27 protein-coding genes are annotated in these 24,761 nt (G+C 66.5%); 9 read left to right on the top strand and 18 right to left on the bottom strand.

Annotated elements, in window-relative coordinates; translation table 11 throughout:
* The first annotated feature begins 48 nt into the window (after positions 1–48).
* On the top strand, positions 49–864 hold the full coding sequence (locus tag RMR04_RS08680; protein ID WP_311914168.1) for an MBL fold metallo-hydrolase: 816 nt from the start codon (positions 49–51) through the stop codon (positions 862–864).
* Between the two features lie 361 nt (positions 865–1,225).
* A complete protein-coding gene (locus tag RMR04_RS08675; RefSeq protein WP_311914167.1) occupies positions 1,226–1,504 on the top strand; it encodes a hypothetical protein in 279 nt (92 codons plus the stop codon).
* 27 nt (positions 1,505–1,531) lie between these two features.
* Here the strand turns inward: RMR04_RS08675 and RMR04_RS08670 are convergent, their stop codons facing one another.
* On the bottom strand, positions 1,532–2,272 hold the full coding sequence (locus RMR04_RS08670; protein ID WP_311914165.1) for a 3-oxoacyl-ACP reductase family protein: 741 nt from the start codon (positions 2,270–2,272) through the stop codon (positions 1,532–1,534).
* Positions 2,273–2,429: 157 nt separating this feature from the next.
* On the opposite strand from RMR04_RS08670, the gene RMR04_RS08665 reads away from it, so the two are divergent.
* Positions 2,430–2,984: a TetR/AcrR family transcriptional regulator gene (locus tag RMR04_RS08665; protein ID WP_311914164.1), complete on the top strand. Its 555-nt coding sequence runs from the start codon at positions 2,430–2,432 to the stop codon at positions 2,982–2,984.
* 18 nt (positions 2,985–3,002) lie between these two features.
* Here the strand turns inward: RMR04_RS08665 and RMR04_RS08660 are convergent, their stop codons facing one another.
* Positions 3,003–4,013 (bottom strand): aldo/keto reductase, encoded by a 1,011-nt coding sequence (locus RMR04_RS08660; RefSeq protein WP_311914163.1) that lies wholly within the window; start codon positions 4,011–4,013, stop codon positions 3,003–3,005.
* Positions 4,014–4,170: 157 nt separating this feature from the next.
* Here RMR04_RS08660 and RMR04_RS08655 point away from each other — a divergent pair, with 157 nt between their 5' ends.
* The 4 genes from RMR04_RS08655 to mog all read left to right on the top strand — a co-directional run bounded on the left by RMR04_RS08655 (position 4,171) and on the right by mog (position 7,723).
* Positions 4,171–5,685, top strand: a complete 1,515-nt coding sequence (locus RMR04_RS08655) for a flagellar hook-length control protein FliK (protein WP_311914162.1) — start codon at positions 4,171–4,173, stop codon at positions 5,683–5,685.
* A complete protein-coding gene (locus tag RMR04_RS08650) occupies positions 5,682–5,975 on the top strand; it encodes an EscU/YscU/HrcU family type III secretion system export apparatus switch protein (RefSeq protein WP_310157717.1) in 294 nt (97 codons plus the stop codon). The genes RMR04_RS08655 and RMR04_RS08650 overlap by 4 nt, the downstream gene beginning before the upstream one ends.
* On the top strand, positions 5,972–7,102 hold the full coding sequence (locus tag RMR04_RS08645; RefSeq protein WP_311914160.1) for a GNAT family N-acetyltransferase: 1,131 nt from the start codon (positions 5,972–5,974) through the stop codon (positions 7,100–7,102). Before RMR04_RS08650 ends, RMR04_RS08645 begins: the two co-directional genes overlap by 4 nt.
* A 75-nt stretch (positions 7,103–7,177) precedes the next feature.
* Positions 7,178–7,723, top strand: coding sequence for a molybdopterin adenylyltransferase (gene mog, locus RMR04_RS08640; RefSeq protein ID WP_311914159.1), 546 nt, complete (start codon positions 7,178–7,180; stop codon positions 7,721–7,723).
* Positions 7,724–7,749: 26 nt separating this feature from the next.
* On the opposite strand, the gene RMR04_RS08635 is transcribed toward mog, so the two are convergent.
* From RMR04_RS08635 to RMR04_RS08560, 16 genes are all read right to left on the bottom strand, one after another.
* A complete protein-coding gene (locus RMR04_RS08635; RefSeq protein ID WP_311914158.1) occupies positions 7,750–8,388 on the bottom strand; it encodes a flavin reductase family protein in 639 nt (212 codons plus the stop codon).
* Positions 8,389–8,532: 144 nt separating this feature from the next.
* On the bottom strand, positions 8,533–9,462 hold the full coding sequence (locus tag RMR04_RS08630; RefSeq protein WP_311914157.1) for an N-carbamoyl-D-amino-acid hydrolase: 930 nt from the start codon (positions 9,460–9,462) through the stop codon (positions 8,533–8,535).
* Positions 9,463–9,629: 167 nt separating this feature from the next.
* Entirely contained in the window at positions 9,630–10,199 is a 570-nt protein-coding gene (locus tag RMR04_RS08625) for a glutathione peroxidase (RefSeq protein WP_311914156.1), read from the bottom strand.
* Positions 10,200–10,400: 201 nt separating this feature from the next.
* Positions 10,401–10,790, bottom strand: coding sequence for a response regulator (locus tag RMR04_RS08620; protein WP_069692553.1), 390 nt, complete (start codon positions 10,788–10,790; stop codon positions 10,401–10,403).
* Positions 10,791–10,800: 10 nt separating this feature from the next.
* On the bottom strand, positions 10,801–11,886 hold the full coding sequence (gene cheB, locus RMR04_RS08615; RefSeq protein WP_311914155.1) for a chemotaxis-specific protein-glutamate methyltransferase CheB: 1,086 nt from the start codon (positions 11,884–11,886) through the stop codon (positions 10,801–10,803).
* Positions 11,886–12,479 carry a chemoreceptor glutamine deamidase CheD gene (locus RMR04_RS08610; RefSeq protein WP_311914153.1) on the bottom strand — a complete coding sequence of 198 codons (594 nt, stop codon included), beginning with the start codon at positions 12,477–12,479 and terminating at the stop codon, positions 11,886–11,888. Before RMR04_RS08610 ends, cheB begins: the two co-directional genes overlap by 1 nt.
* The gene (locus RMR04_RS08605) at positions 12,476–13,321 is read right to left on the bottom strand and encodes a CheR family methyltransferase (RefSeq protein ID WP_311914152.1); all 846 of its coding nucleotides are present in this window, start codon (positions 13,319–13,321) and stop codon (positions 12,476–12,478) included. Before RMR04_RS08605 ends, RMR04_RS08610 begins: the two co-directional genes overlap by 4 nt.
* Before the next feature lie 17 nt (positions 13,322–13,338).
* Positions 13,339–15,225: a methyl-accepting chemotaxis protein gene (locus RMR04_RS08600; protein ID WP_311914151.1), complete on the bottom strand. Its 1,887-nt coding sequence runs from the start codon at positions 15,223–15,225 to the stop codon at positions 13,339–13,341.
* Positions 15,226–15,316: 91 nt separating this feature from the next.
* Entirely contained in the window at positions 15,317–15,826 is a 510-nt protein-coding gene (locus RMR04_RS08595) for a chemotaxis protein CheW (RefSeq protein WP_069693956.1), read from the bottom strand.
* 2 nt (positions 15,827–15,828) lie between these two features.
* A complete protein-coding gene (locus RMR04_RS08590; RefSeq protein WP_311914150.1) occupies positions 15,829–18,195 on the bottom strand; it encodes a chemotaxis protein CheA in 2,367 nt (788 codons plus the stop codon).
* Between the two features lie 9 nt (positions 18,196–18,204).
* Positions 18,205–18,564 carry a response regulator gene (locus RMR04_RS08585; RefSeq protein WP_069692559.1) on the bottom strand — a complete coding sequence of 120 codons (360 nt, stop codon included), beginning with the start codon at positions 18,562–18,564 and terminating at the stop codon, positions 18,205–18,207.
* A gap of 5 nt (positions 18,565–18,569) precedes the next feature.
* The gene (locus RMR04_RS08580; protein WP_311914149.1) at positions 18,570–18,884 is read right to left on the bottom strand and encodes an STAS domain-containing protein; all 315 of its coding nucleotides are present in this window, start codon (positions 18,882–18,884) and stop codon (positions 18,570–18,572) included.
* 114 nt (positions 18,885–18,998) lie between these two features.
* Positions 18,999–19,466 carry a response regulator gene (locus RMR04_RS08575; RefSeq protein WP_069692561.1) on the bottom strand — a complete coding sequence of 156 codons (468 nt, stop codon included), beginning with the start codon at positions 19,464–19,466 and terminating at the stop codon, positions 18,999–19,001.
* A 73-nt stretch (positions 19,467–19,539) separates the two neighbouring features.
* Positions 19,540–20,994, bottom strand: a complete 1,455-nt coding sequence (locus tag RMR04_RS08570) for a methyl-accepting chemotaxis protein (RefSeq protein ID WP_311914147.1) — start codon at positions 20,992–20,994, stop codon at positions 19,540–19,542.
* A 109-nt stretch (positions 20,995–21,103) separates the two neighbouring features.
* A complete protein-coding gene (locus tag RMR04_RS08565; RefSeq protein ID WP_311915775.1) occupies positions 21,104–21,595 on the bottom strand; it encodes a GNAT family N-acetyltransferase in 492 nt (163 codons plus the stop codon).
* Positions 21,596–21,714: 119 nt separating this feature from the next.
* On the bottom strand, positions 21,715–22,617 hold the full coding sequence (locus RMR04_RS08560) for a DMT family transporter (RefSeq protein WP_311914146.1): 903 nt from the start codon (positions 22,615–22,617) through the stop codon (positions 21,715–21,717).
* Between the two features lie 202 nt (positions 22,618–22,819).
* Between RMR04_RS08560 and RMR04_RS08555 the strand changes: the two genes are divergently transcribed.
* Both RMR04_RS08555 and mbfA read left to right on the top strand, forming a co-directional pair.
* A complete protein-coding gene (locus RMR04_RS08555; protein ID WP_311914145.1) occupies positions 22,820–23,566 on the top strand; it encodes a superoxide dismutase in 747 nt (248 codons plus the stop codon).
* Positions 23,567–23,718: 152 nt separating this feature from the next.
* On the top strand, positions 23,719–24,711 hold the full coding sequence (gene mbfA, locus RMR04_RS08550) for an iron exporter MbfA (RefSeq protein WP_311914143.1): 993 nt from the start codon (positions 23,719–23,721) through the stop codon (positions 24,709–24,711).
* Positions 24,712–24,761 lie beyond the last annotated feature (50 nt).

Raw genomic sequence — 24,761 nt, 5'->3', positions numbered from 1 at the left:
GGCAATTGCCTAAGCTCGTGGACGCTGGAACGATGCGGGGTGCCGATGATGAATCCGCCGACCATCCTGGGACGCAGGCTCTGCGGCGCGATACTGGGTATCGCAATGGCCGCGCTCGCCACCCCCACCCGCGCCCAGTCCGACGAGCCCGGCTGCCGGCCCGAGATGGCGAGCTACCGCCTGCCGATCCAGCGCGCCGCGCTCGCCAAGGACGAGGTCCGCCTCACCTTCGTCGGCCACGCCACCTTCCTGATCGAGACGCCGGGCGGCATCAGGGCCGCAACCGACTACAACGATTATGTCCGCCCGCGTGAGACGCCCGACATCGCCACGATGAACAAGGCGCATTCGACGCATAATTCGCGCAACCCGGACCCGGCCATCAAATATGTGCTGCCGGGCTGGGATCCGAGCGGCCAGGGCGCGGCGAAACACGATGTCACGCTCGGCGACATGCGCGTGCGCAACGTGCCGACCAATATCCGCTCCTATTCCGGCGCGACCGACTATGACGGCAATTCGATGTTCGTCTTCGAGATCGGCGATCTCTGCATCGCCCATCTCGGCCATCTGCATCACCCGCTGGAGCCCGGCCATCTGCGCGCACTCGGCCGCGTCGACATCGTGCTCTTCCCGGTCGATGGCAGCTACACGCTCGACCAGGAAGGCATGGTCGAGGTGCTGAAATCCCTGCAGGCCAAGGTGATGATCCCGATGCATTTCTTCGGCGGCTCCAGCCTGGAGCGCTTCCTGCGCCGCACCGACGGCGTCTGGGCCACCGAGCGTAAGACCGAGCCGACAATTACGCTCACCAAGGCCGGCCTGCCCGCACAACCGACCATCATCGTGCTGCCGGGCAACTAGATCGCGTCGCCCGCCATTCGGCTTAACCTCGCGCTTAGGTTGTTGCGACGTCGCGCTTTGCAAATTCCGATCATGCCGGCAGGCTGAGATCGCCCGCTAAAGCAGAGGAACGCGGCATGCTCAGGGTTCTCGCGATCGCCATCATCGCCACCGCCTGCCTGCCGCTCGATGCCGAGGCGGCAAGGCTGCGCTTCGGCGGCTTCTGCGTCATGCACTGACGCGACGCGATGCACTGACGCAACGAGGCCCGGCGGCGCGTTTCCGCGCCGGCCGGTTAACATCCTGCTTAGGCTGATCGCAAATGCCGCTTTCACCGGCGCCTGCGATGAGGCAGCGTGCGCGCCGTTCCTGGGGAAATGGCATGCTGCGTCTCGTTCTGGTCTGCACTGTGGCAGCCCTTCAGTTGTCTGCGGCCTCTGCCGTCGCGCAATCCAGCTCCAATCCGGACAACATCAGCGCGAGCAGCGGCGGATCGAGCCATGACGGGAGCGCTGTCGAGCTCCCCGCCCCGCCCCTGGGTCCCAGCGTCCAGGTGGTGCCGCAGGGATGGCAATCCTCGCGCAACAACAAGCCGGGAGAGGCTCCCAGATCAGCCTGCCAAAGCGACCACAATGTCGGCGGCTTCTGCCTGGTGAACTGAGCCGCCGTTGCGCTGGAGGGATAGCGTCTAGGTATTGACGCCGCCATCGATGGCGAAACCGGCGCCGGTCACAAAGCGCGCCTCCGCGCTGGCGAGATAGGCCACGAGTCCGGCGATATCCTCCGGCTTGCCATAGCGCGGGATCGCCATCTTGGCGCGCTGCGCGTCGGCCCGTTCCCCGGCAGCCGGGTTCATATCGGTGTCGGTCGAGCCGGGATGGACGATATTGACGGTGACGCCGCGTGGCCCGAGATCGCGCGCCAGGCCCTTGGTGAAGCCGATCAGCGCGGCCTTGCTCATCGCATAGAGCGAGACGCCGGGCTCGACCACGCGCTCGGCCAGGCATGAACCGATCGAAATAATGCGCCCGCCTTCGCCGAGATGGGCGGCGGCCGCCTGCGACGCCAGCACGACGGCGCGGATATTCACTGCCAGCGTCGCGTCGATATCGGCGAGGCTCCACTCCGCGATCGGTCCGCCACGGAAAATGCCGGCATTGTTGACCAGGATGTCGAGGCCTCCGAGCAGAGCGGCAGCCTTGCCGACGCAGGCCGTCACCGCCTCGGCATCGGCGCTGTCGGCCGCGAGCGCGAAGCCCTTGCGTCCAAGGGCCTCGATCTGGCCGACCACCGCCTGCGCCTTGTCCTGCGAGCGCTCATAGGTCAGCGCGACATCGGCGCCTTCCTGCGCCAGCCGCAACGCGATCGCCGCGCCGATGCCGCGGCTCCCACCGGTCACCAGCGCCTTCTTCCCGATCAGCCGTTCCATGAGAGATTCCTTTTCTGTGCCGTTCGATACATAAATATTTGCGGCGCTTGCCGGCACCCGTCAAGCGATTTATGTATCGCTTGGCACAAAACGGGTGATCATGTCCGAGCGCGGCAGACCGAGAAGCTTTGATCGCGACGAGGCGCTGCGCCGCGCCATGGATTTGTTCTGGCGCAACGGCTTCCAGGGCACCTCGATGGGTGATCTGACCGAGGCGATGGGCATCGGCTCGCCCAGCCTCTACGCCGCCTTCGGCAGCAAGGAGGCGCTCTATCGCGAGGCGATGGCGCTATACGAGGCCTGCGACGGCAAGGAACTGGCCCAGGCGGTTGCCGATGCCCCGACGGCCCGGGCCGCGATAGAAACCTTCCTGATGCGCTCAGTGGCAATGTTCACGCGGCCGGGCAAACCGGCCGGCTGCATGATCGTGCTGGCGGTGGTCCATGCCGCCGGCGCGAGCGAGGCGCTCCGGGCCGATTTACGAGGCGTGCGCGAGCGGGCGATCGCCAGCTTCACGCAGCGGCTGCGAGAAGCGGTCGAAAGTGGCGAGTTGCCGGCCGCGACCGATACCGAGATGATCGCAAGCTTCTATGTCACGGTGCAGCAAGGCATATCGTTGCGCGCGCGCGACGGCGCCACGCGCGCCGAACTGGAGGCCATCGCCCAGGCCGCCATGGTAGCCTGGAGCGGGCTCGTCGCGGTCGCCGCCTGATCAGTCCGCGCCGCCTGATCAGCCCGTCAACGCCTTGCGGCCCTCGAGCGGATAGGCCGGGTCGCTATAGCCCGGCGTCGAGGGATGGCCGGCGGGCACGAGCCCATCCACCAGCGCCTCGTCCTCGGGGGTGAACGCGACATCCAGCGCCGCGAGATAGGCCTGCCACTGCTCCAGCGTGCGCGGCCCGGCGATCGCGGCGGTGAGGAAGGCATTGTTCAGGACCCAGCGTACCGCGAACTGGATCGGCGTCATGCCGCGCGCCTCCGCATGCGCCTTGATCGTCTGGGCGATGGCGAGGCTCTCCTCGCGCCATTCCGTCTGCAGGATGCGCTTGTCGCCGCGTGCCGCGCGCGTGCCTTGCTGCGGCGCCTGGCCGGGCTCGTATTTACCGGTCAGCACGCCGCGCGCCAGCGGCGAATAGGAGGCGACGCCGAGCCCGTAGAAGCCGCAGGCCGGCAGATGCTCGACCTCGGGCATGCGATTCATCGCGTTGTAATAGGGCTGGCTGACGACCGGCCGGTCGATACCGAAATCGTCGCAGAGCCGGCAGATCTCGGCGAGCCGCCAGGAGCGGTAATTCGAGACGCCGAAATGCCGGATCTTGCCCTGGGCAACGAGATCGCCGAGTGCGCGCACGGTCTCGGCCAGCGGCGTCGCATGGTCTTCCTTGTGCAGATAGTAGACATCGATGAAATCGGTGCCGAGCCGGCGCAGACTGTCCTCGCAGGCTTGCATCAGCCATTTGCGCGAGAGCCCGACCCGGTTGGGGCCTGCCCCCATCTGGTTGGCGACCTTGGTCGCAAGCACCCAGTCATGGCGCTGCGCGGCGATGGCGCGGCCGGTCACCTCTTCGGAGCGGCCTTCATTGTAGACATCGGCTGTGTCGATGAAATTGATGCCGGCTTCGCGCGCATGATCGATGATCGCGCGCGAATCCAGCTCGCTCGTCGCGCCACCGAACATCATCGTGCCCAGGCACAAAGGCGAGACCTTGAGGCCGGAGCGGCCGAGCTGGCGATATTCCATGGGTCAGACTCCCAGAGTTCGGGGCAAAGACCCTGCCCCAGCCTCGCGCCACGCGCCAGCGCGCTCCGCGCAGGGCGCGCCCGCCAAATCCTGCGCGCAACAAAATGCTTAACCTTTCATGTCAGGGTCTTGGCCTCGCTCTCATGGCTTCGCCTCGATGAATCTCGCCCAGCTCGTCCAGAGCCAGAACCTCGCCACTCTGCTGCAGGCGCTCGCGCCTACGGCCGAGCTCGCGCCGGGCCAGACCGTCGAGGCGCAGTTGCTGACGCTTGACGGCAACGGCCTGGCGACGGCGCTCATCGGCGACACCAAGATATCGCTCGTGCTCGCCGGGCCGGAAGCGAAGCAGGCGGCTCTGCTCCCCGGCGCGACGCTGCTGCTCAGGATCGACGCCGCCGAGGAGCCAGGCGGAAGCCTGCGCGCGACCTTGGTCGAGACGCGCCCGCCCGCTCCGGCCGGCGTTGCACCCGCGACACCGCAATCCACCCCGCAGACCGGCCAGGCCACGGCCCCCAATCCCACGCCAATGGTCTCCCCGACGACAACCTCCCCGGCCGAGCCTCCGCGCGCATCGGCCCCCCTCCAGCCGAGTTCGCTCCTGCAGGCCGCAGTGACAGCCGACGCGCCGCGCTCGGGTGCCGCCTCCCAACCGGTGCAAGCACAGGCCAACGCGGCGACCTCACCTCGTGCCATCGCCGGGCCTCTGCTCGGGCCGGTACTGGCCAATCAGGACGGTCTCGCGCCGCTCTTCGCCAATCTGCGCAGCATCTCCGAAGGCTCGGTCGCGCTCACCCTGCCCAAGCCGCTGCTGACCCTGATCGAGCGCGTCCTGGCCCAGGCCGTCCCTGTCGAGCGCAGGCCGCTTGGGGCCGAGGTCCTGAAGGACGCCGTCCAGCGCTCCGGCCTGTTCATGGAGAGCCGCCAAGTCGCGACGAGCCAAGCCACGAGCCAGGCCGTACCGCCGCAGGCCGACCTCAAGGCGAACCTGGTGACGCTGCGCGACGCCCTCGCTGCCGTGATCGAGCGCTTCGTGCCGACGCCGGCCGGCAAGCCGCAAGCCGCGCTCCTGCTTTCGCCGCAAACGGCCGGTATGCCGACCGCGCCGGCAAAACCCACGCCGCCGCGCCGCGACGGCCCACTTGCGCTCCAGCCGATCGTGGAGCCGACCCTCGCCGCGGGCGAAAAGCCGCTGACGATCGCGCAAACCCTGCTGGAGCAGACTGACGCGGCCCTCGACCGCGTCACGCTTTCGCAATTCGCCTCGCTGCCGCTGGACGGCGCGCGGCCCGACCAGAACCAAGCCCCACGCTGGCTGACCGAGATCCCTCTCGCCTTCCATTCCGGCGCGGCCGTCCTGCCGCTTCATATCGAGAAGGAGCCGCCCCGCCGCGGCCCCAACGGCGTCGAAGCACCGCTCTGGCGTATCCGCTTCGCGCTCGATGTCGAGCCGATGGGTCCGCTGCAGGGCGTGGTCACGCTGCAGGGCCGCAGCGTCGGCGTCACGCTCTGGGCCGAGCGCGAGGAGACCAGCCGGCTGCTGCGCGGCGCTGCTCCCGGGCTGGAGGCTGCGCTCGTCGATGCGCAGTTCGAGAATGGCGCCATCGATATCCACACCGGCCAACCGCGCGTCATGCAGCCGACCGCCGGCCAGTTCCTGGACCGGATGTCATGACCGGTCCCTCGCCTCGCCAGATCGCCGTCGCGCTCGAATATGATGGGCAAGGCGCGCCGCGCGTCACCGCCAAGGGCCGGGGCGAACTGGCCCAGCGCATTATCGAAACCGGCCGGGAGCACGGCGTCGCCGTCGAAGAGAACGCTGTGCTGGCGCAGGCGCTCTCGGCCGTCGAGCTTGACGACCAGATCCCCGAAGAGCTCTACCGCGCCGCAGCCCAGGTCATTGCCTTCGTGCTGTCGCTGCGCGGCGAGATCAAGCGCGTGCGGCGCGACGGCGTCTCGCCTTGAACGCCACGATCGTCGTCAGGCGCATCCGCCCTGCGGATTATGTCGAGCGCAACGCAGCCTTCACCGAGCTCAGCCTGCGCGCGCTCGCCGCCAACCCGCATATGGCGCCAGCCGCCATCGCGGCCGCGCGCCTGCTCATACCCGACGACAGGATCATCGTGCTCGCCGCCTGGCATAGCGAGGCGCTGGGCTCCGAGCGCCTCGCCGGCCTCTGGGCCTTGCATCGGAAGCGCGACTGGCGCAGCGGTTTTGCACCCGTGCTCGTCGCGCCGCTGCTGCCGCTCTACGAGGTCTCCTCGATTCCGGTTCTCGATCGCGACCTCGCCAACGATGCGGCGGAGGCCATGCTCCGTCATATCCTGGCCTCGAGCGACCTGCCCAAGACGCTGGTGCTGCCATTGCTGCCGCTGGAAGGGGCCTGCCACGCCGTGCTCTCCGAGGCCTTTCGCAGCACGGGCAGCAGGCTCGCAATCCATGAGCGCTGGAGCCGGCCGATGCTGCTGCCGGAGGCCGGCGACGATGCCGAGCGCTATCTCAGGCGCGCGCTCGGACAGAGCTACAAGAAGCGCATGCAGCAGTTCCGTACCGTCACCAAGGCGGGCGAGGCCGCGTTCCGGCGCGAGCGGGGCGAGGCCGCGCAAAACAGCTTCGACGCCTTCCTCGCCCTCGAAGCCGCTGGCTGGAAGGGCGAGGCCGGCACCGCGATCGCGCGGCTACCGCGGGACACCGCCTATTTCCGCCAGCTCGTCGCCGGTTTCGCGGCACAGGACGCCTTGCAGGTCGATAGCTTGCGACTGGATGGCGAGCCGATCGCCATGGGTCTGCTGATCGAGAGCGCCGGCACGCGGCATTTCCTCAAGATCGCCTATGACGAGGGCCAAAGCCGGCTCTCGCCCGGGCGGGCGCTCACCATCGCCATGCTCCAGGCCGATTTCGCCGGCACGCCGCCTGTCGTCTTCGACAGCGGCGCGGGAGACGGCGTCGATGCCGGAACCTATGTCTGGGGCGAGCGGCGCGAGATGGGCCATGCGATCGTCACCCTCGGCAGCCGCCGGCCGGCTCTGCCGGAGCTGGCAGCGCATGCGCGCCAGGGGCTGCGCCGCCTGCGCAAGCGCCTCAAGGGCTGAGCCGGTCTTTTCGGTAGCCCGCGCGGCGCCGATCGGTCACATCTGCCTTGCAGCATCAGGCCAGGGTTTCAGGATATGAGCACGGATATCAGGATCGGCATCGTCACGGTTTCCGACCGCGCTTCGGCCGGCATCTATGCCGATGAGGGCGGCCCCGCCATCGAGGCCTATCTCGCCAAGGTGCTGACGAGCCCGTGGACGCCGGTCGCCCGCGTCATTCCCGACGACCGCAAGCTGATCGCCGACACGCTGAAAGCGCTGGCCGATGAGGAGGGCTGCTGCCTGATCGTCACCACCGGCGGCACGGGCCCCGCTCCGCGCGACGTCACGCCCGAGGCAACCGAGGACGTGATCGAGAAGCCGATGCCCGGTTTCGGCGAATTGATGCGCCAGGTCAGCCTCGCCAAGGTGCCGACCGCGATCCTGTCGCGCCAGACTGCCGGCATTCGCGGCAAGGCGTTGATCGTCAACCTGCCCGGCCGCCCGCGCGCCATCGCCGAATGCCTGGACGCAGTGATGCCGGCGATCCCCTATTGCATCGACCTGATCGAAGGGCCCTATCTGGAGACCGATCCGGCGGTGATCGTGGCGTTTCGACCGGGGCAGAAGCCCAAGACTTGACGTTACATAACGTGATGTGACGCCGCTCAGCCCTGCTTCGCCAGCCAGCCAGCATAGTTGTCGCGCCTGAGGTCGAAGCGATCGTTCTGGCGCGAATAGCCGTCTCCGAACATGCGGCCGACCGGCTTGTAGTCGCTCATGCTGACCCGCAGCGTCCTGGGATCGACGAGCCCCGCGCGAGCATGGATGCGAACGACCTCGCCGATCAGCAATTCCCGCGTCGGGCTGAAGGCGAGCGAAACCTGCTTGCGGCATTCCAATGCGAAAGGGGCTTCCGCGATACGCGGCACGGCGACGCTGACGCCCGGCAGCAGCGAAAGCTTGGCCGCGTCGATCTCGCTGACCTCGGGCGGGAAGTCGATGGCGCAGATATTCATCGCCTCCGCCAAGCCCTCGTCGACCAGATTGACGACGAATTCACCGGCCGCCGCGATGTGGCGGGTGGTGTCCTTGGGGCGGTTGCCCGGTCCGTGCTGCAGGCCGAGCACCACCAGGGCCGGCTCCTCCGAGAAGACGTTGAAGAAGCTGAACGGCGCCGCATTGACGACGCCTTCGGGCGAAACGCAGGTGACGAGCGCGATCGGGCGCGGCGTCACGCTGGCGCACAGCAATTTGTAGCGCTCACGCGGTTCGAGATCGGCGAAGGCGGCGGTGAAGTCGGTCATTCGGCGATCCGCTCAGATGTCTCGCTGCAGCATCAAACATAACGCGGTCATCCCGGCCGAAGCCCTCGGGTCCGATCTTCGATCGGCCCAAGGATAAACTCCGGGAGACCCGGGATGACCCGCGAGGATGGATTCAGGTGAGCCTCACTTCGGCTCGATCACGCCGACCTGCGCCGTGATCGGCCCGTAATGCTCGATGCGGCGATGGCGCTTGAAATCGAAGATCGTCTCCTTACCGAAGCGGGTGTCGTCGAGGTCGCAGGCATGGACGATGACGCCATCCGCCTCGCCCTCCAGCTCGGCGACGATCTCGCCGTCGGGATTCACGATCAGCGTGCCGCCCATGCAGTGATGCCCATCCTCGTCGCCGGCCTTGGCCACAGCGACGACCCAGGTCGCATTCTGATAGGCCCCGGCCTGGACCGAGAGCCTGTGATGGAACAGCCGCTGCGCCATGCCCTCGCCGGACTTTTGCGAATTGACCGACGGCGTGTTGAAGCCAAGCACCACCATCTCGACGCCCTGCAGGCCCATGACACGATAGCTCTCGGGCCAGCGCCGGTCGTTGCAGATCATCATGCCCATCAGCCCGCCCATCATCCGCCAGACCGGAAAGCCGAGATCTCCCGGCTCGAAATAGCGCTTCTCGAGATGCTGATGCGCGCGCTCGGGATCGAACTCGACATGGCCCGGCAGATGGATCTTGCGGTATTTGCCGACGATCACGCCCTCACGATCGACCAGGATCGAGGTGTTGAAATGCCGGCCCTCCGGCGTGAGTTCGGCATAGCCGAAGCTCATCCCCATGCCGTGCTCGCGCGCCCGGTCAAACAGCGGCTGCACCGCCGGGTTCGGCATCGCGGCCTCGAACCAATGGTCAGCCTCGGCCCGGTCCTCGTGATGCCAGCGCGGGAAGAAGGTGGTCAGCGCCAGCTCCGGATAGACGATCAGTTCGGCGCCCTTCGCCTTGGCTTCATCCATCAGGGCGATCATCCGGGCGACGACGATGTCGCGGCCCTCGGCTTTCTGGATCGGCCCGAGCTGGGCGGCGGCGACGGTCAGGATACGGGACATGGAACCTCGGTATCAGAAATCTAAGGCAGGCTTTGCCGGAGGGGTTGCGTCTGGATGGCGATGACGGCGCCATCCTTGCGCCGACACGCGCTTGCGCCAAGACGGCGCGACGCAAGGGGGCCAAGCGAAAACGATGCCAAGCCCGCGGGACCACGCCGGACCTTTGCTCAGGCCGCCTGCAACTCCTGGCCGATCGCACGCACGAGCTGCGGGCCGATCGGATCGGTACCGCTTGAAAAGCCGCCGACCAGCTCGCCATCGCGGCCGACCAGGTATTTGTGGAAATTCCAGCTCGGCGTCTCGGCTGGGCGCTGCGCGGCGGCCCAGCGGTAGAACGGGTGCGCGTCAGGCCCGCGCACGCTGCATTTCTCGGCGAACGCATAGGTCGCGCCATAGCTCTGCAGCGCCGCCTCGGCGATCGCTGCACCCTGCAGCGGCTCCTGCCCGCCGAAATCATTGCTCGGCACCGCGATCAGCATCAAGCCACGTCCGGAATAGCGCTGCCAGAGCTGCTGCAGCGTCGCGAACTGCCCGGCAAAGCCGCATTGGGTCGCCGTATTGACGATCAGGATCGGATGACCGCGATAGGCCGACAATGCGAGCCGGCGACCACCAGGCTGGTCGAACGAAAAACCATAGGCATTCGCCTGGCTCTGCGCGCCCGCCGAAACGATGAAACCTGGCGCTGCAACCGCACCTGCGATCAGCCCCAGTACCTCCCGGCGCAGCAGCGACATATGCGATCTCCCGTAGAGCCGGATGATTTCAGATGGAATCACGCAGCGATCCCATCTGAAATCTGAATCGGTCTCTCATCAAAGAGTGAGAGCAGGATAGGTTCCATTCCTGCGTCTACGCACGGTAGCCCAATACGGATGCGCCCCGCAGCCTTGCGGCTCGGGGCGCTGGAATAGGTGATGTGTCGAGCCGCGGCGCGATTATGAACTCAGCGACAGAACCTTCTTCACGCGCACTTCGAGGTCGCGCAGCTCATAGGGCTTCACCACATAATGGTCGGCGCCGTTGGTGGTCGCCTCGTCCATCTTGTCGACCGAGCGCTCGGAGGTCGCCATGATGATCTTGATCTGGTTCAGCTCCGGCACCGAACGGATCGCACGCAGCAGATCAATGCCGCTCATGCCATCCATGTTCCAGTCGAGCAGCAGCAGATCGTAGCGCTTGCTCTGCATCTTCATCAGGGCCTCGCGGGCATTCTCAGCCTCGTCGATGTCCTGGAATTCGATCTGCTTCAGAAAATACGTCGCGAGCCCGCGCATGCTCTTCTGATCGTCGACCACGAGGATCCTGTAGTCGCTTCTCGCCTTCATCACGCTCTCCTCACGCGGTGCGCAGATGCGGTCGCTCACCGATCAGGTTGCCGACGGCAGCCCCGATCTGATCCAGCGGCACCACCCTGTCGGCGGCTCCCAACTCGTAGGCCGCTTTCGGCATCCCGTTTACCACACAGGTTTCCCCACTTTGGATTAACGTCTCCGCACCAGCTTTACGCATGGCTAACAAACCGTCAGCGCCGTCGCGGCCCATCCCGGTGAGCAGAATGCCGACCGCATGCTGGCCGAGACTGCGCGCCACCGAATGGAACATCACGTCGACGGATGGGCTGTGGCCGCTGACCAATGGCCCTTCCCGCAGGACGCAGACGAGCTCGCCCCGGCGCTCCTCGATTTCGAGATGGCGCGGCCCGCCGGGCGCGACCACCGCCATGCCGGGTTTCAGCTTGTCGCCGTCCGCGGCCTCGCGGACATCGAGCCCAGTTGCCGTCGCCAGGCGCGCCGCGAATTTCGCGGTGTAGCCCGGCGGCATATGCTGCACCACGACGACCGGGATACGTAGATGCGCGAGGTCCCGCATCACCACCTGGACGGCCGGCACGCCTCCCGTCGAGGCGCCGATCGCGATCAGCGAAGTGCGCCCGCCGCGCGCCGGCTCGCGCGCCAGCACCGGACGCGCGGGCGCGACCTCACGCCGCGCTGCGAACATGCGCCGGCTCACCGAGGCACGCGACAGTGCCGCGACCAGATGCTTCATGAAGCCTTCGAGCGTATGCGTCGTGCCGTCGGGCTTCTCGATGAAGTCGATCGCGCCGAGCTCCAGCGCCTGGATGGTGTTGTCGGCGCCCGGCCCTCCGAAAGCCGAGACGATCAGCACCGGCAACGGGTCCTGCTTGAGCACGCGCGCCAGCAGCTTGAGGCCGTGGCGACCTGGCAATTCAAGATCGAGCGTCAGGATGTCGGGCCGCAAGTCCTGGATCGCGTCCCAGCCTTCCTCGGCGCTGCCGGCGACGCCGATCACCTTGAAGCCGGGCGCGGAATCGATGATCTGCGTCATCAACTTCTGCATCAGCACGGAATCGTCGACGACGAGGACTTTCACCTGGCCGCCGGGAGAGGTCAGCGTGCTCATCACCAGATCTCCACTTCACCAGCCACGGGTTGAGTCTTGAGGCGATTGAGATAAGCGACTTCCTGCTCGTGCTCGCTGTCGCGCGTGCTCGGCTGCACATGCTGCACCCAGGCCCGGCCGGTCGAAGGCTGGTAATGGATGCGGCGCGAGCGCGTGCCGCCGACATCCTTGGACACCACGGGAATGCCCTCCACCTTCAGAAACTCATTGACGAAGGCAATGTTGCCGTCGCCGATCGCCAGCATCGTCGCGCCCGAGAGCACGCGCGCCCCGCCGAAGACCTTGGCTTCGAGATTGCCGCGCCTGGCGCCGCGCTTGAGCAGGCCGTTGATCAGGACCTCCATGGCGGTGTCGCCATAGCGCTCACCGGCATTGGTGTCCGAGCCGCCATTGTTCTTTGGCAGCAGGAAATGGTTCAGCCCACCGACCCCGACTTGGGGATCGCGCATGCACACCGAGATGCAGGAGCCGAGCACGGTCGCCACGATCTCGTCCTTGGCGGCGGTGATCTCATGCTCGCCTGGCGCGACCGTGATGATCGTCGCCTCGAAGCGCGGGTCGAAATAGCGACGAGAGGCCCGGGCAACACTCATGCTGTTCTCTCATAGATGGTGCGACCGATCAGCCGGAGCTGAGGATGCGGCTGCGGGAGCGATTCCGAATGGCCGAGATAGAGGAAGCCGCCCGGCGCCAGCAGCGCCACGAAGCGGTCGAGGATCGAAGCCTTGGTCTGGGTGTCGAAATAGATGAAGACATTGCGGCAGAAGATCACGTCGAACGGCCCGCCCATCGGCCATTTCTCGATCAGGTTGAGCCGCTTGAATGCGATCAGCCGGCGCAAATCCTCGCTGATGCGCGCCTCGCCCCTGGCTGCAGCCTCGAGCTTGAGCAGCGGCTTGACGTCGGGCGGCAGCCGCTCGAACAATTCGCTCGGATAGATTCCCGCCTCCGCCCGCTCCAGGATATCGGTGTCGATGTCGGTCGCCAGGATACGGAAGTCGACATCGCTGCGCGAACCCAGCACGTCGCGCGAGGTCGCCGCGATGCTGTAAGGCTCCTCGCCCGAGGAACAGGCCGAGGACCAGATCCGGATACGCCCGCGCCGCCCGCTGCGCTCCTGCAGCAATTTCGGCAGCACATCCTTGCGCAGATGGTCGAAATGATGCCGCTCGCGGAAGAAGGCGGTGTGGTTGGTGGTCACCGCATTGATCAGCTCGGGAATCTCGGAGACGGCGCCCGGCGTTCTCAGGAAAGCACAGTATTCGGCGACCGAGCCCAGCCCCAGCGCCTTGACGCGACGCGCCAACCGGCCGCGCGTCATCGCCTCCTTATGCTCGCGGATGACGATGCCGGCATGCTCGTAGACGAGCTTGGCGATGAAGCCCATGTCGTCGCGCGTCAATGTCGCGTCGGCGAAGGGCTGGGGAACAAGCATGGCGTTGGACCTCGACACTAGAATTCCGCCCATTCCTCGGCGCGACCGCCGCCTGCCACCCGACGACGAAGAGCTGCCTTCTGCGGCTGGGCCGGCTCCGGCCGGCGCGTCTCGACACGGCGCGGCAGATGCGCCGGCTCTGCCCTGATCTGCACTGCGCCGAACCGCGGGGCCGTCTCCGTCTGGAAAAACGCAACGAGTTCCTTCAGCGTCGCGATCTGCTCCATGAGTTCGCCGGCCGAGGTCGCGCTCTGCTCGGCCAGCGCCGAGTTCGCCTGCGTCGTCTCGTCCATATGCGCGACGGTCTGGCTCATCTCCTCGATGCCATGCGCCTGTTCGGCAGCAGCCGACGAAATCTCGATGATGGTCGCGGAAACCTTGCCTGCGGCCGTGACGATCCGGTCCAGCGCCTCGCCGGTCGAGCGCACGAAACGGACCCCGTCCCCAACCTGCTCGTTCGAGCTCGCGATCAGGGTCTTGATGTCCTTGGCCGCCTGGCTGGAACGCTGGGCGAGCGAGCGGACTTCGGATGCCACCACGGCAAAACCCTTGCCGGCATCGCCGGCGCGCGCCGCCTCGACGGCTGCGTTCAACGCCAGCAGATTGGTCTGGAAGGCGATACCTTCGATGACGGAGACGATCTCGGAAATCTTGACCGACGAATCCTCGATCCGCTCGATCGCGCCCACGGTCTTGGAGACGACGGCCTTACCGCCCTCAGCAGCGCCCATCGCCTCGCTGGCGAGCTCCGTCGCCTCACGCGAGCGCGCCGCGCTCTGCTTGACGGAAGCCGCGAGTTGCTCCGTCGTCGCTGCCGTTTCCTCGAGATTGACCGCCGTCTGCTCGGTGCGCTGGGCAAGGTCGCCGGCGCCGGCATTGATCTCGTGCGCTGCGCGCGAGACATGGGCGGCTGTCGCCTGGATCGTCGCCACGGTCTGGGCGAGATGCTCCATCGTGCCGTTCAGGCTCTGCTTCAACTCGCCGAAGCGGCCGCGATAGGTGCCCTGCACGCGCGATGTCAGGTCGCCCTCGGACAACCCTCCGAGCACGCCGGCGAATTCGCCGACCGCGCCCTCGACGAGAGCATTGATGCTGTTGATGCCCTCGGCGATCCGCATCAGCGCCTCAGGCTTGCCGACCAGCGGAACGCGGCGCGAGAAATCGCCGTCAACGGCAGCCGAGACCATGTCGGCGACCTCAGCCGAGGCCGCGAGTTCGTCGGTGAGCTCGAGCCATTCGACCGCGGTGCCGAAGCGGCGTCCGTCGGCATGCATCACGGAGGTCAGCGAGAGCGAGACGGTGCGCCGGCCGAGCGCGAAACGAATGGCGCCCTGGCCGCTATGCGCGAGGCCCGGCTGATTGCGCACGCTCTCCATGACCTTGCCGAGCATGTCCTTGGCCGAGCAGCCCGGGAAGGCGATGCGGAAATCATCCTGCGCCCCGGTGAAGAATTTGAGCAGCGAGCTGTTGACGTAGACGACACGGTCTTCAGCATCGCAGACCATGACATTGGTGCGGCAGCCATCGAGCGCGGCCCGGATGCGGGCGGATTCGATTGCCTTGTCATGGATGGTCTTGAGCGCACGGCCGATCTCGCCGATCTCGTCGCGGCGCTGCAGTCCCAGGATCACCGTGTCCTCGCCTTCGGCGATCGCCACCGCTGCATCGCGCATCGCCGCAATCGGGCGCTGGGTCCAGTAGGCGAGTAGCCAGCCGAGCAGCGCGACGACGCAGAGCACGATCGTGCTCAATGCCAGGATCTGGGGCGACGCTGCGGCGAGCATGCCGCCGGCCACCTGCCAGACGCAGGCGCCAACCGCTCCACCTGCAATGAAGACCGCGCCGACGACCATGAGCGGCAGCCTGACCGACAGCCTGGAAAGGGAACCGAGGGAACTGCCCATTATTATCGTTTCTGTCTTGGCGTACGGTTCTGTGGTGTGCGGTTCTTCCTGACGCTAAAACGCAACCCTTTCCGGAAGTGGACCTATCTGATCAGGCGGCGCGGGCCGCCTTTGCCATCGCGCCCTCGGTGCCGCCGTCGCGGATCACCGCGGCGAGATCGAGCAAAGCGACGATATCGGTGTCGAGCAGGACGAGGCCTTCGATCAGGCCGTGCTCGTCGCGCTCAAGATCGGGCGCCGGGCGAACCGCGCTAACCGGGACGTCGACGATGTCGGAGACCGAGTCGACCAGCAGGCCAGCGACCTTGTCCTCGATGTCGACGACGACGATGACATGGGTCGCCGTTGCGTCGGTGAGGCCAAGCCCGATCGAGGTGCGTAGATCATAGACCGCCAGGATCACGCCGCGCAGGTTGAGCACACCGCGCACATGGGGCGCCGCATGCGGCAGCGGCGTTGTCGCCTGCCAGCCCTTGATCTCGCGCACCATGCCGACATCGATGCCGAAGGTCCTATCGCCGACCTTGAAGGTGACGATGCGGCGCACCGCCGATTCCGGCTGCGCCGACGAGAAATGCTTTTCGCCGAGTTGAAGGGTCATGATCATCCAGCCATTTTCAGTGCGGGAACAGATGGGCGGCCGCTGGTGGCGGCGAGGCGTAGCATCGAGTCGACATCGAGAATGAGCGCGACGAGGCCGTCTCCGAGGATGGTCGCGGCGGACGCGCCGTTGACCGTGCCGTAATTGCCTTCGAGGCTCTTCACCACGACCTGCTGCTGGCCGACGATCTCGTCGACCGCGATGCCGACATTGTCGCCGCGTTCGGTCTCGGCGATGATGATGATGTTCTCGTTGGGCGTGCCGGTCGAGCCCATGACCGCGCCGAGTCGGTGCAGCGGCGTGACCTCGCCGCGCCAGCGCAGCACCTCCTGGCCGAAGGTGAGATGCTCGATCGGGGTCGAGGCGAGATGCTGCGTCTCGATCACGCTGGCGATCGGGATAACGTAGCGGTCGTCGCCGCAGCGGATGACCATGCCTTCCAACACCGCCAGTGTCAGCGGCAAGGCGAGCGTGAACTTGCAGCCCCTGCCCGGTTCCGAATCGACCGAGATGCGCCCACCGAGCGACTCGACGTTACGGCGCACCACATCCATGCCGACGCCGCGCCCGGAGACGTCGCTGATGACTTCGGCGGTCGAGAGCCCGGCCGCGAAGATCAGTTGATCGATCTCCTCGGGCGCAAGCTTTTCATCCTGTCCGACGAGCCCGCGGGATTTCGCCTTGGCGAGCAGCTTGTCGCGCCCGATGCCGCGCCCGTCATCCGTGACCGAGATCACGATGCGCCCGGCCCGATGCTCCGCGACGAGCTTGATCGTGCCCTCCGGGTTCTTGCCGGCGGCGATGCGGTCTTCCGGCGTCTCCAGCCCGTGATCCATCGAGTTGCGGATCATATGGGTCAGCGGATCGGCCAGTTCCTCGATGATCGTCTTGTCGACCTCGGTGTTCTCGCCTTCGAGAACGAGCTTCACTTCCTTGCCGAGCGTCTGCGCCAGTTCGCGCACCAGGCGCGGCATGCGCTGGAACACGGCCTTCACCGGCTGGGCGCGGACCGCCATGACATGGTCCTGCAGTTCGCGCGTCTGGCGCGACAGCGTCAGGATGCCTTCGGCCGTCTTGGCATGGACGTCATAGGGCAGCGAACGCACGCATTCGACCAGCATGGACTGGGTGATCACGATCTCGCCGACGAGGTTCATCAACTTGTCGATGCGGTCGAGATCGACACGCACGCTGACGGCCTGGCGCTGGCGCGCGGCAGCCGCATCATTGGCGGGCGCACGCGCAGCCGGTGTCCGGGACGGCGCCGGAGCAGCCTCCGCAGCGGCCTGAACCGGGGCTGCGACGGGTGCCGCGGCCGGCAGGATGTCGGGTTCGGGCGCGCTGGCCGGAGCCGGCCCCAGCCTGGCGAGGATCGCGGAGAGGTCGGCGGCGACATTGGCCGAGACTTCGGCCTCCGGCGCGGCGGGAGCCTCCTCGGCCGGCTCGGCGTCGTCATTCGCGGCTGCCGGCGAGAGCGTCTCGATCTCGAACTCTTCGGCGGCGAGCGTGAAGTCGAAGCGGCTGTAGATATCCTCGACCGAAAGCTCGGTGCGCAGCGTCACGACGAAGCGCATATGGCAGTCGGTGACGTCGAGCGTCTCCAGCAGCGGCACCTGGCTCAGATCGCAAACGACCGAGACGATGTCCTCGGCAGGCAGCGAACCCAGCACGACGCGCGGCTCGATGACGCGGCGAAACAGATCCGATTCCGGGCTGATCCGCAGGCAGAGATCGCGGCCGGGCTTGTCGGCGGGCGGCGGCGCGGCAGCAGCCGGCTCATCATCCCAGCCGTCATCGACGCGCGCGGGGGCGGCTCCGGTCTTGGCCTCGACCATGGCGAGCAGATTGCCGAGCGCGGCGATGCCGGGAGGAGCGTCGTCAGCAGCGGCAGGCGCTGACTTGGCAGGCGCCTTCGCGGCGGCCGGCTTTACGGCTTCAGCCTTGGCCGGTTCAGGCTTGACGGCAACCGGCGCTGCAGCGGCCGGTTTGGGCGCCTGGCCGACTTGCTCCAGCGCTTCCAGCAGATCGGGGCGCGCGCGGGCGGGCTCGTCGCTGCGGGCTGCAGAAACGAGATCCGCAACAGCGTCCGAGCAGCGCAGGAACAGGGAGAACGGCGCATCCTCGATCGCGACACGACCCGAGCGGAGGTGGTCGAGCGAAGCCTCGAAGACATGGGAGAAGGCGACGAGTTCGGTGCAGCCGAAGGCGCCGGCCCCACCCTTGATCGAATGGATGGCGCGGAAGGCGGCGTTGACGTCCTCGGGATCGGTCGATCCCTCATCGAGAGCCTGGAGCTTCTGCTCCAATGCGCCCAGGAGCTCTTCGCACTCCTGGAAGAAGGTCTGCTTGAGTTCCGCCAACGGGTCCATCAGCCAGCCTCAGTTCTGATAGCGGGCGACGAGGCCGAGCAGGGTCGTAGGCTCGAACGGCTTGACCATCCAGGCGCTGGCGCCGGCGCGGCGACCTTCCGCCTTGATCTCGGCACCGTTCTCGGTCGTCAGCACGATGATCGGCGTGTTCTGCCCGGCGGGCCTGGCCCGGCAGGCCCGGGTGAATTCGATGCCGTCCATCAACGGCATGTTGAGGTCGGTGATCACGAGATCCGGCTTGAACTTGTCGAAAGTGGTCAGACCCTCTTCGCCATTCTCCGCGGCGGCCACTTCATGGCCGGCATTGCGCAGCGTCAGGCAGAGCAGGCTGAGCAGGGTCTTGGTGTCGTCGATAGCCAGGATCTTCATCCATATCACTCCAGAACGAGAGCGCTTCGAGCGGGGTCGAACCCGATCGCCTGCAGGGATTTGCGGCATTCCTCGGAAGCCGCCTTGAGGGAGACCGAGAGCCCGCGCGCCTTGGCGCTGAGCGCGGCGGAATGCAGCAATTGCACCCAGAGACTGGGGAAAGGACCGGCCTCCGCGCATTCGACGGAGACGCTTTCCTTCTGCTCCAGCGCGACCAGCAACTGGTTGCGAAAGGCCGCAGCTTCGGAGCGACCCAGGAAGGGAGGTAGGGAGACGGTGATGACCACGGCGGCGCGACCCATGAATGTGCCGCTGAGCATCGCGTCTCATTGGTAAAAACTTCGCTAACCGGCTCGCGATGCGTCAATCTTTTGGGCGTTTCTAAGGCTTTTTCAGCGCCCGCCGCCAGTTGGCTACGCCTCGGCCTGCAACCGTCAGAACATGTTGTTGCTGATCGCGCGCGGCACGAGTGAGATGCTGCCGTTCTGCTCCTTGTATTTCCGCGGGATATTGATGATCCCCGACAGATGGAGCCACAGGTTATTGGGCGAGATCGGTTTGTTGATGATCTCGTGCGCGCCGAGCTTGGCAGCATGGACGACCGAGCGCCGGTCCGGGCGCTCCATCATCACCAGCACCGGCGCCTTGGCGAAGGGCGAGGTCTTGAAGGAGCGGATCGAGGCGAGGCATTTCATGCTGCCGGAATCGGGCAGGTCCCAATCCAGGATCACGATGTTGGGCTGCTTCTGGATGAACATCGTCGCCGCCGAGGACAGATCGGACGCCTCGAAGATGCGATGGAGCTGCGCCTGGTACATCATCGTGCGGATGATGCGCCGATAATGCGGGCTCGCATCGATCAGCAGGACGGAGAGATTCGGGAAAGACGGCGCGATATGCATGACGCTTGCTCGATTCACTCACTCAACACGATGACCGCGGCGCAACAGCACCGGCAGTCAGAACTCACCTGCCTCAGACGCTCAGTCCGAAACGGAACCCGCCCCAATGGCGGCCCTTGACCCGGATCGGAGCCGAGAGATCCTCCATCACCAGGAACTGACCGCCGCCCATATCGCGCCGATAGGTCTGCAGCAGGAACGGCTTCTGGTTACGCGCCGCAGCCAAGCCGGTGCGGTCGGCGAAGATGCGCCGGTTGCGGCAATTGGCGTTGTTCCAGACCGGGTCACGCCCCTGAGGCTGCGAATATTTCTGGTTATGCGTAGGCAGGAAGCCGTTGCGATCGACCGCCGCGCAGAACACGATGCGGCGGTTCGAGGCCAGCAGCGGCTCCTGGATCGGTGGCAGGATGCGGTCGGTCAGTCCGACGAAGCGCGTCATATGCTGCAGCGGGTCCGAGCCTGCGACCGGCCGGTAGCCCTCGTCGAACAGATCCGCCATCGTCAATTCGCCGCGCGCCAGCGCCTGTTCGAACAAGGCTCCGATCTGCCCGGCCGTCTCCATCGCGGTCGCGATCAGCTCCGATTGCGCGGTGCGCACGCCAGACGCGGCGATGGCGCCCAGGATCGCCTCGCTGATCGAGACGAGCGAGGCGGTGCGCTGCGCCGCGCGATCGAGATTCTCGCTCGACTGATCGACGCCGGCGACCAGCGCCGTCAGATCCTCGCCGACCTTGGCGCAGGCAACGGCGTTCTCGCGCGTCGGGTTCGAGATCGCGTCGATGTCGCCGATCAGCTCGACCACCGAGCGGCCAAAACTGTCGAGCTCACCGACCTGCAGCGCGATGCTCTGGCTGCCCTCGCTGGCGCGGCGCGCGGTCTGGGCATTCTCTTGGCTCCGGCGCGCGAGCTGGTCGACCGATTTGACCAGTATGTCGAGCTGCTTGGCGCTCAGCGCGGTGGCGTCGCGGGTCTGCTCGGCCAGTTGCTTCACCGCCGCCGCGATGACGGCGAAGCCGCGCCCGGCCGTGCCGCTGCGCGCCGCCTCGACGCCGGCATTGACCGACAGAAGCTGGATCTCGCGGGTGATGGACTGGATCGCGTCGCTCGACACCCTGACCTTGTGGGCGTCCGAGACGGCCTCGGCCAAGGCTTGCGACATCGACTGCGCACCTTGCGACAGCGCCTCGATATCCGATTGCGCCGCGTTGAGCCCGAGCCTGACCGCACCGGTGACGCGCTCCAGCCCGCTCCTGACCACGGACGCCGTTTCCTGCGCCCCCTCCGCCGCCTGCTGGATGGCGCGGTTGGCCCGCGAGACCTGCTCGACCGCGCTGACGACACGGTGCAATCCCTCGGCCTGCCCCTCGAGCTGACCCGTCACATCGCCGATGCGGCCGGCGATATCAGTGATTTCGACGCCGAGTTTGCCGAAGCGCTCCGAGATCGCGCGCACGGCATGCGCGGCTCCAGCCTCATGCTGCGCATCCTCATTGGCCGGCTCGGGGGCCTTCAGAGCGAACGCATGCATGGCGGGGGTGACCCTCGGTCGTGGGATGTCCGCCCAGACCGTAACGAAACGCCGTAAACCCGCCGTTAATGCGCGAAACCGGCCCCGGGGAGTCCATGCCGGCCCAAGATCAGGGTTTGCGGGGATTCGCCGCGAAGAAATCCTCCCGCGTCGTCGCGTAGCATTTGCACGGCATGCCATCATGCTCGCCATCGCCGATGAAGGCCAAGCCCAGCTTCTCGGATACCCGCATCGAGGCCGAATTCGCCGGGTCGATGTCCGCGACGATCCGGCGAAGGCCCACCGTTCGGAAAGCGTGCTCGACGATCGGGCGTGCCGCCTCGGTCGCATAGCCCTTGCCCCATGCGAGCTGGTTCAGTCGCCAGCCGATTTCGATGTCCGGCCCAACACCGTCATAAGGGATCAGGAGAATCCAGCCGAGGAACTGGTCGGGCTCCCGCTTGGCGAAGAGCGACCAATACCCCAAGCCGGAGCCGAAGGGTTTTTGAATCCGCTCGAGCAGGAAGCGCTCATGCCGTTCGGGATCATGCCAGGGCCCCGCAACATGTTTCGTCACCTCTGGGTCCCGGTCCATCGCCAGACAGGCCGCGAAATCCGCCATGGAGCGGGGCCGAACGAGCAAGCGGTCAGTTTCGAAGCTCGGCAACATTGTCGTCTCCTCAAGCCGCGACGCTCCTACTCAAATTGAGGCTCCGCAACGCTGCCCAAGCCGGCCATCGCTCATCGCGCCGCCTTGAGGCCCGCCAGCGGCCTTGCCGGCAGCAGGATCGTTCCCGAGGCCGCCACCACCAGCACGAGGCCGAGCCAGTCGCTCGGGCTCGGCCGCTCGCCGAGCAGCACGACCGAGCCAAGCACGCCGACGGCGGGAACCATCAGGGTGCCGATGCTGGCGATACCCGCCGGCAATCGCGCGATCACGGTGAACCAGAGGAAATAGGCCAAAGCCTGTGCGCCCAGGATGTGGAAGCTCAAGGCGGCAAGGGTGCGCGGCGCCAGCATCTTGGGCACCGGCAGCCCCTCGAAGGCGAGCATGCCGAGCGCAGCGACCGCCCCGCCGATCAGGAGCTGCCAGGCGGCCACCGTCAGGGCCGGCACTGAGACCGGCCAGCGCTTGGTCACGATCGTGCCCAGGGCCCAGCTCAGGGCGGCGATCAGCGCAAACAGCAGGCCGAGCGTCAACCCGCCGCCACGGATCAGCGGCAGCCCCAGCGATGCCAGCCCAGCGATGCCGAGCGCGAGCCCGAGCAGCTTGCGCCGGTCGAGCGCCTCGCCCAGCCAAAGCCGCGCCAGCAGCGTCGCCCAGATCGGCATGGTGAAGGTCAGGATCGCGGCGCGCGAGGTCGGCGCCATCAATTGCGCGAAGGCAAGCAGGACGTTGAAGGCGGCGATCGAAAGGAAGCCCGCCAGCAGCAAGCGCGGCCATTCCGAGCGCCGCACCAGCAGCGATTGGCCGCGCAGCAGCGCAACCGCGACCAGCGTCAACCCCGCGAAGGTCATGCCGCCGGCACGAAGCGTCCAGGGCGCGATCTCGCTGAGCGATATCCTGACGGCCGGCCAGTTGAAGCCCCAGAGAAGGCCGAGCAAGGGAACGAGAAGGAGCGTGCGGGCGTTAGTCGAACTCATGCCACGATTATGGCAGAGACGCGATACAGGCCGTCATGCGAAGTCGTCTGCGCCATGTGCAAAAAAAGCAGCCGATGAGGTGTTTCGGAACGCCGCCAGCACCGCAAATTTTTGAACGCCCCCTCTGCATCCGCAGAACTGTTGCGTGCATAACGTAAAGGCAAGGCCGAGCCAGCAAGCCAATCGGCCCATGGAGGATGTCATGATCAACGCGACTTCGTTTTCCCGCCGCTCGCTGCTCGGTTTCGGCGCGGCCGCCATCGCTGTCTCGGCCGCCCCCAGGGTCTGGGCCCAGGCCGCTGCGCCGGCGGCTCCGGCAGGCCCCTTCTCATTGCCCAAGCGCGCTTATGAGGCCGCCGCGCTCGAGCCCAATATCGACGCGACCACGATGGACATCCACTACACCCGCCACCACGCCGCCTATGTCGCCGGCCTCAATGCCGTTGCCAAGGACCATGGCGTCGTCGCCTCGACACCCCTCCACAAATTGCTCGGCGACATCGGCTCGGTTCCGGAAGCGGCCCGCACCGCAATCCGCAATGCCGGCGGCGGCCATGCCAACCACACCATGTTCTGGGAGGTCATGGGTCCCAACGCGGGCGGCGTACCGACCGGCGACGTCGCGGCTGCGATCACCAAGGACCTCGGCGGTTTCGACAAGTTCAAGGCCGATTTCGAGGCCGCGGGCCTGCGCGTCTTCGGCTCTGGCTGGGTCTTTGTCACCGTCGGCGCCGACGGCAAGCTCGCCTTGCTCGGCAAGCCGAACCAGGACAGCCCGCTGATGGACAAGCATATGGTCCTGCTCGGCAACGATGTCTGGGAGCACGCCTATTACCTGAAATACCAGAACCGCCGCGCCGACTACCTCAAGAGCTGGTGGAACGTGGTCAACTGGGCCAAGGTCAATGAGCGCTATGCCGCCGCCAAGGCCGGCAAGCTGACCGTCTGAGCGCGCACCGGTTTCCGATATCACCACGCCCGGCCGAAAGGCCGGGCTTTTTTCTGTCCGGGCTCCGGCTCCTCCCGCCACACATCGTCATGCCCCTTGCGCATCGGCCCGGAGACCTCTAATCTAGAATTATTCTAAACTAGAGATCTCACATGCTCTCGCGCTTCTCCCTGCCCGGCCTCACCGGCAAACGCCGCTTCGACGATCTGTCGGAGAAGGAAATCCTGGCCCTGGCGATTTCCTCCGAGGAGGAAGATGGCCGCATCTATGCGATCTATGCGCAGAAGCTGCGCGGCGACTATGCCGCCTCCGCCGCGATCTTCGATGGCATGGCGGAGGAGGAGGATGAGCACCGCAGGCGGCTGATCGACCTCTACCAGCACCGTTTCGGCGATGTCATCCTGCCGATCCGCCGCGAGCATGTTTCCGATTTCTACACGCGCAAGCCGGTCTGGCTGATCGAGAATCTCGGCCTCGACCGCATGCGGGAAGAGGCCGAGGACATGGAGCGTCAGGCCCGCGATTTCTATGTCGCGGCGGCCGGGCGTTCGAGCGATATCGACACACGCAAGCTGCTCGGCGAATTGGCGGCGGCCGAAGCCAAGCATGAGAGCAAGGCGCAGGACCTGACCGCGACGCATCTCGGCGGCGAGGCCCGCGTTGACGAGGACATGGCCGCCAAGCGCCAGTTCATCCTGACCTGGGTCCAGCCTGGCCTTGCGGGGCTGATGGACGGCTCGGTCTCGACGCTGGCCCCGATCTTCGCCACGGCCTTCGCGACCCAGAACCCCTGGACCACCTTCCTGATCGGCCTCTCGGCCTCGGTCGGCGCCGGCATCTCGATGGGCTTCACCGAGGCCGCCCATGACGACGGCAAGATTTCCGGTCGCGGTGCGCCTTGGAAACGCGGACTGGCTTCGGGCGTGATGACGATGCTCGGAGGGCTCGGCCATGCCTTGCCCTATCTGATCCCGTCCTTCTGGACCGCGACCGCGATCGCGCTCATCGTCGTCTTCATCGAGCTCTGGGCCATCGTCTGGATCCAGAACCGCTTCATGGAAACGCCCTTCCTGCGCGCCGCGTTCCAGGTCGTGCTTGGCGGCGGGCTGGTGCTGGCGGCGGGGATATTGATCGGCGCGGCGTAAAGCGGGTCAGCTCGTCATGCTCGGGCTTGACCCGAGCATCTCGTGAAAGA

Source organism: Bosea sp. 685 (assembly GCF_031884435.1).
Taxonomy (GTDB): Bacteria; Pseudomonadota; Alphaproteobacteria; order Rhizobiales; family Beijerinckiaceae; genus Allobosea.
This window is presented reverse-complemented; position numbering and strand designations above follow the sequence as displayed.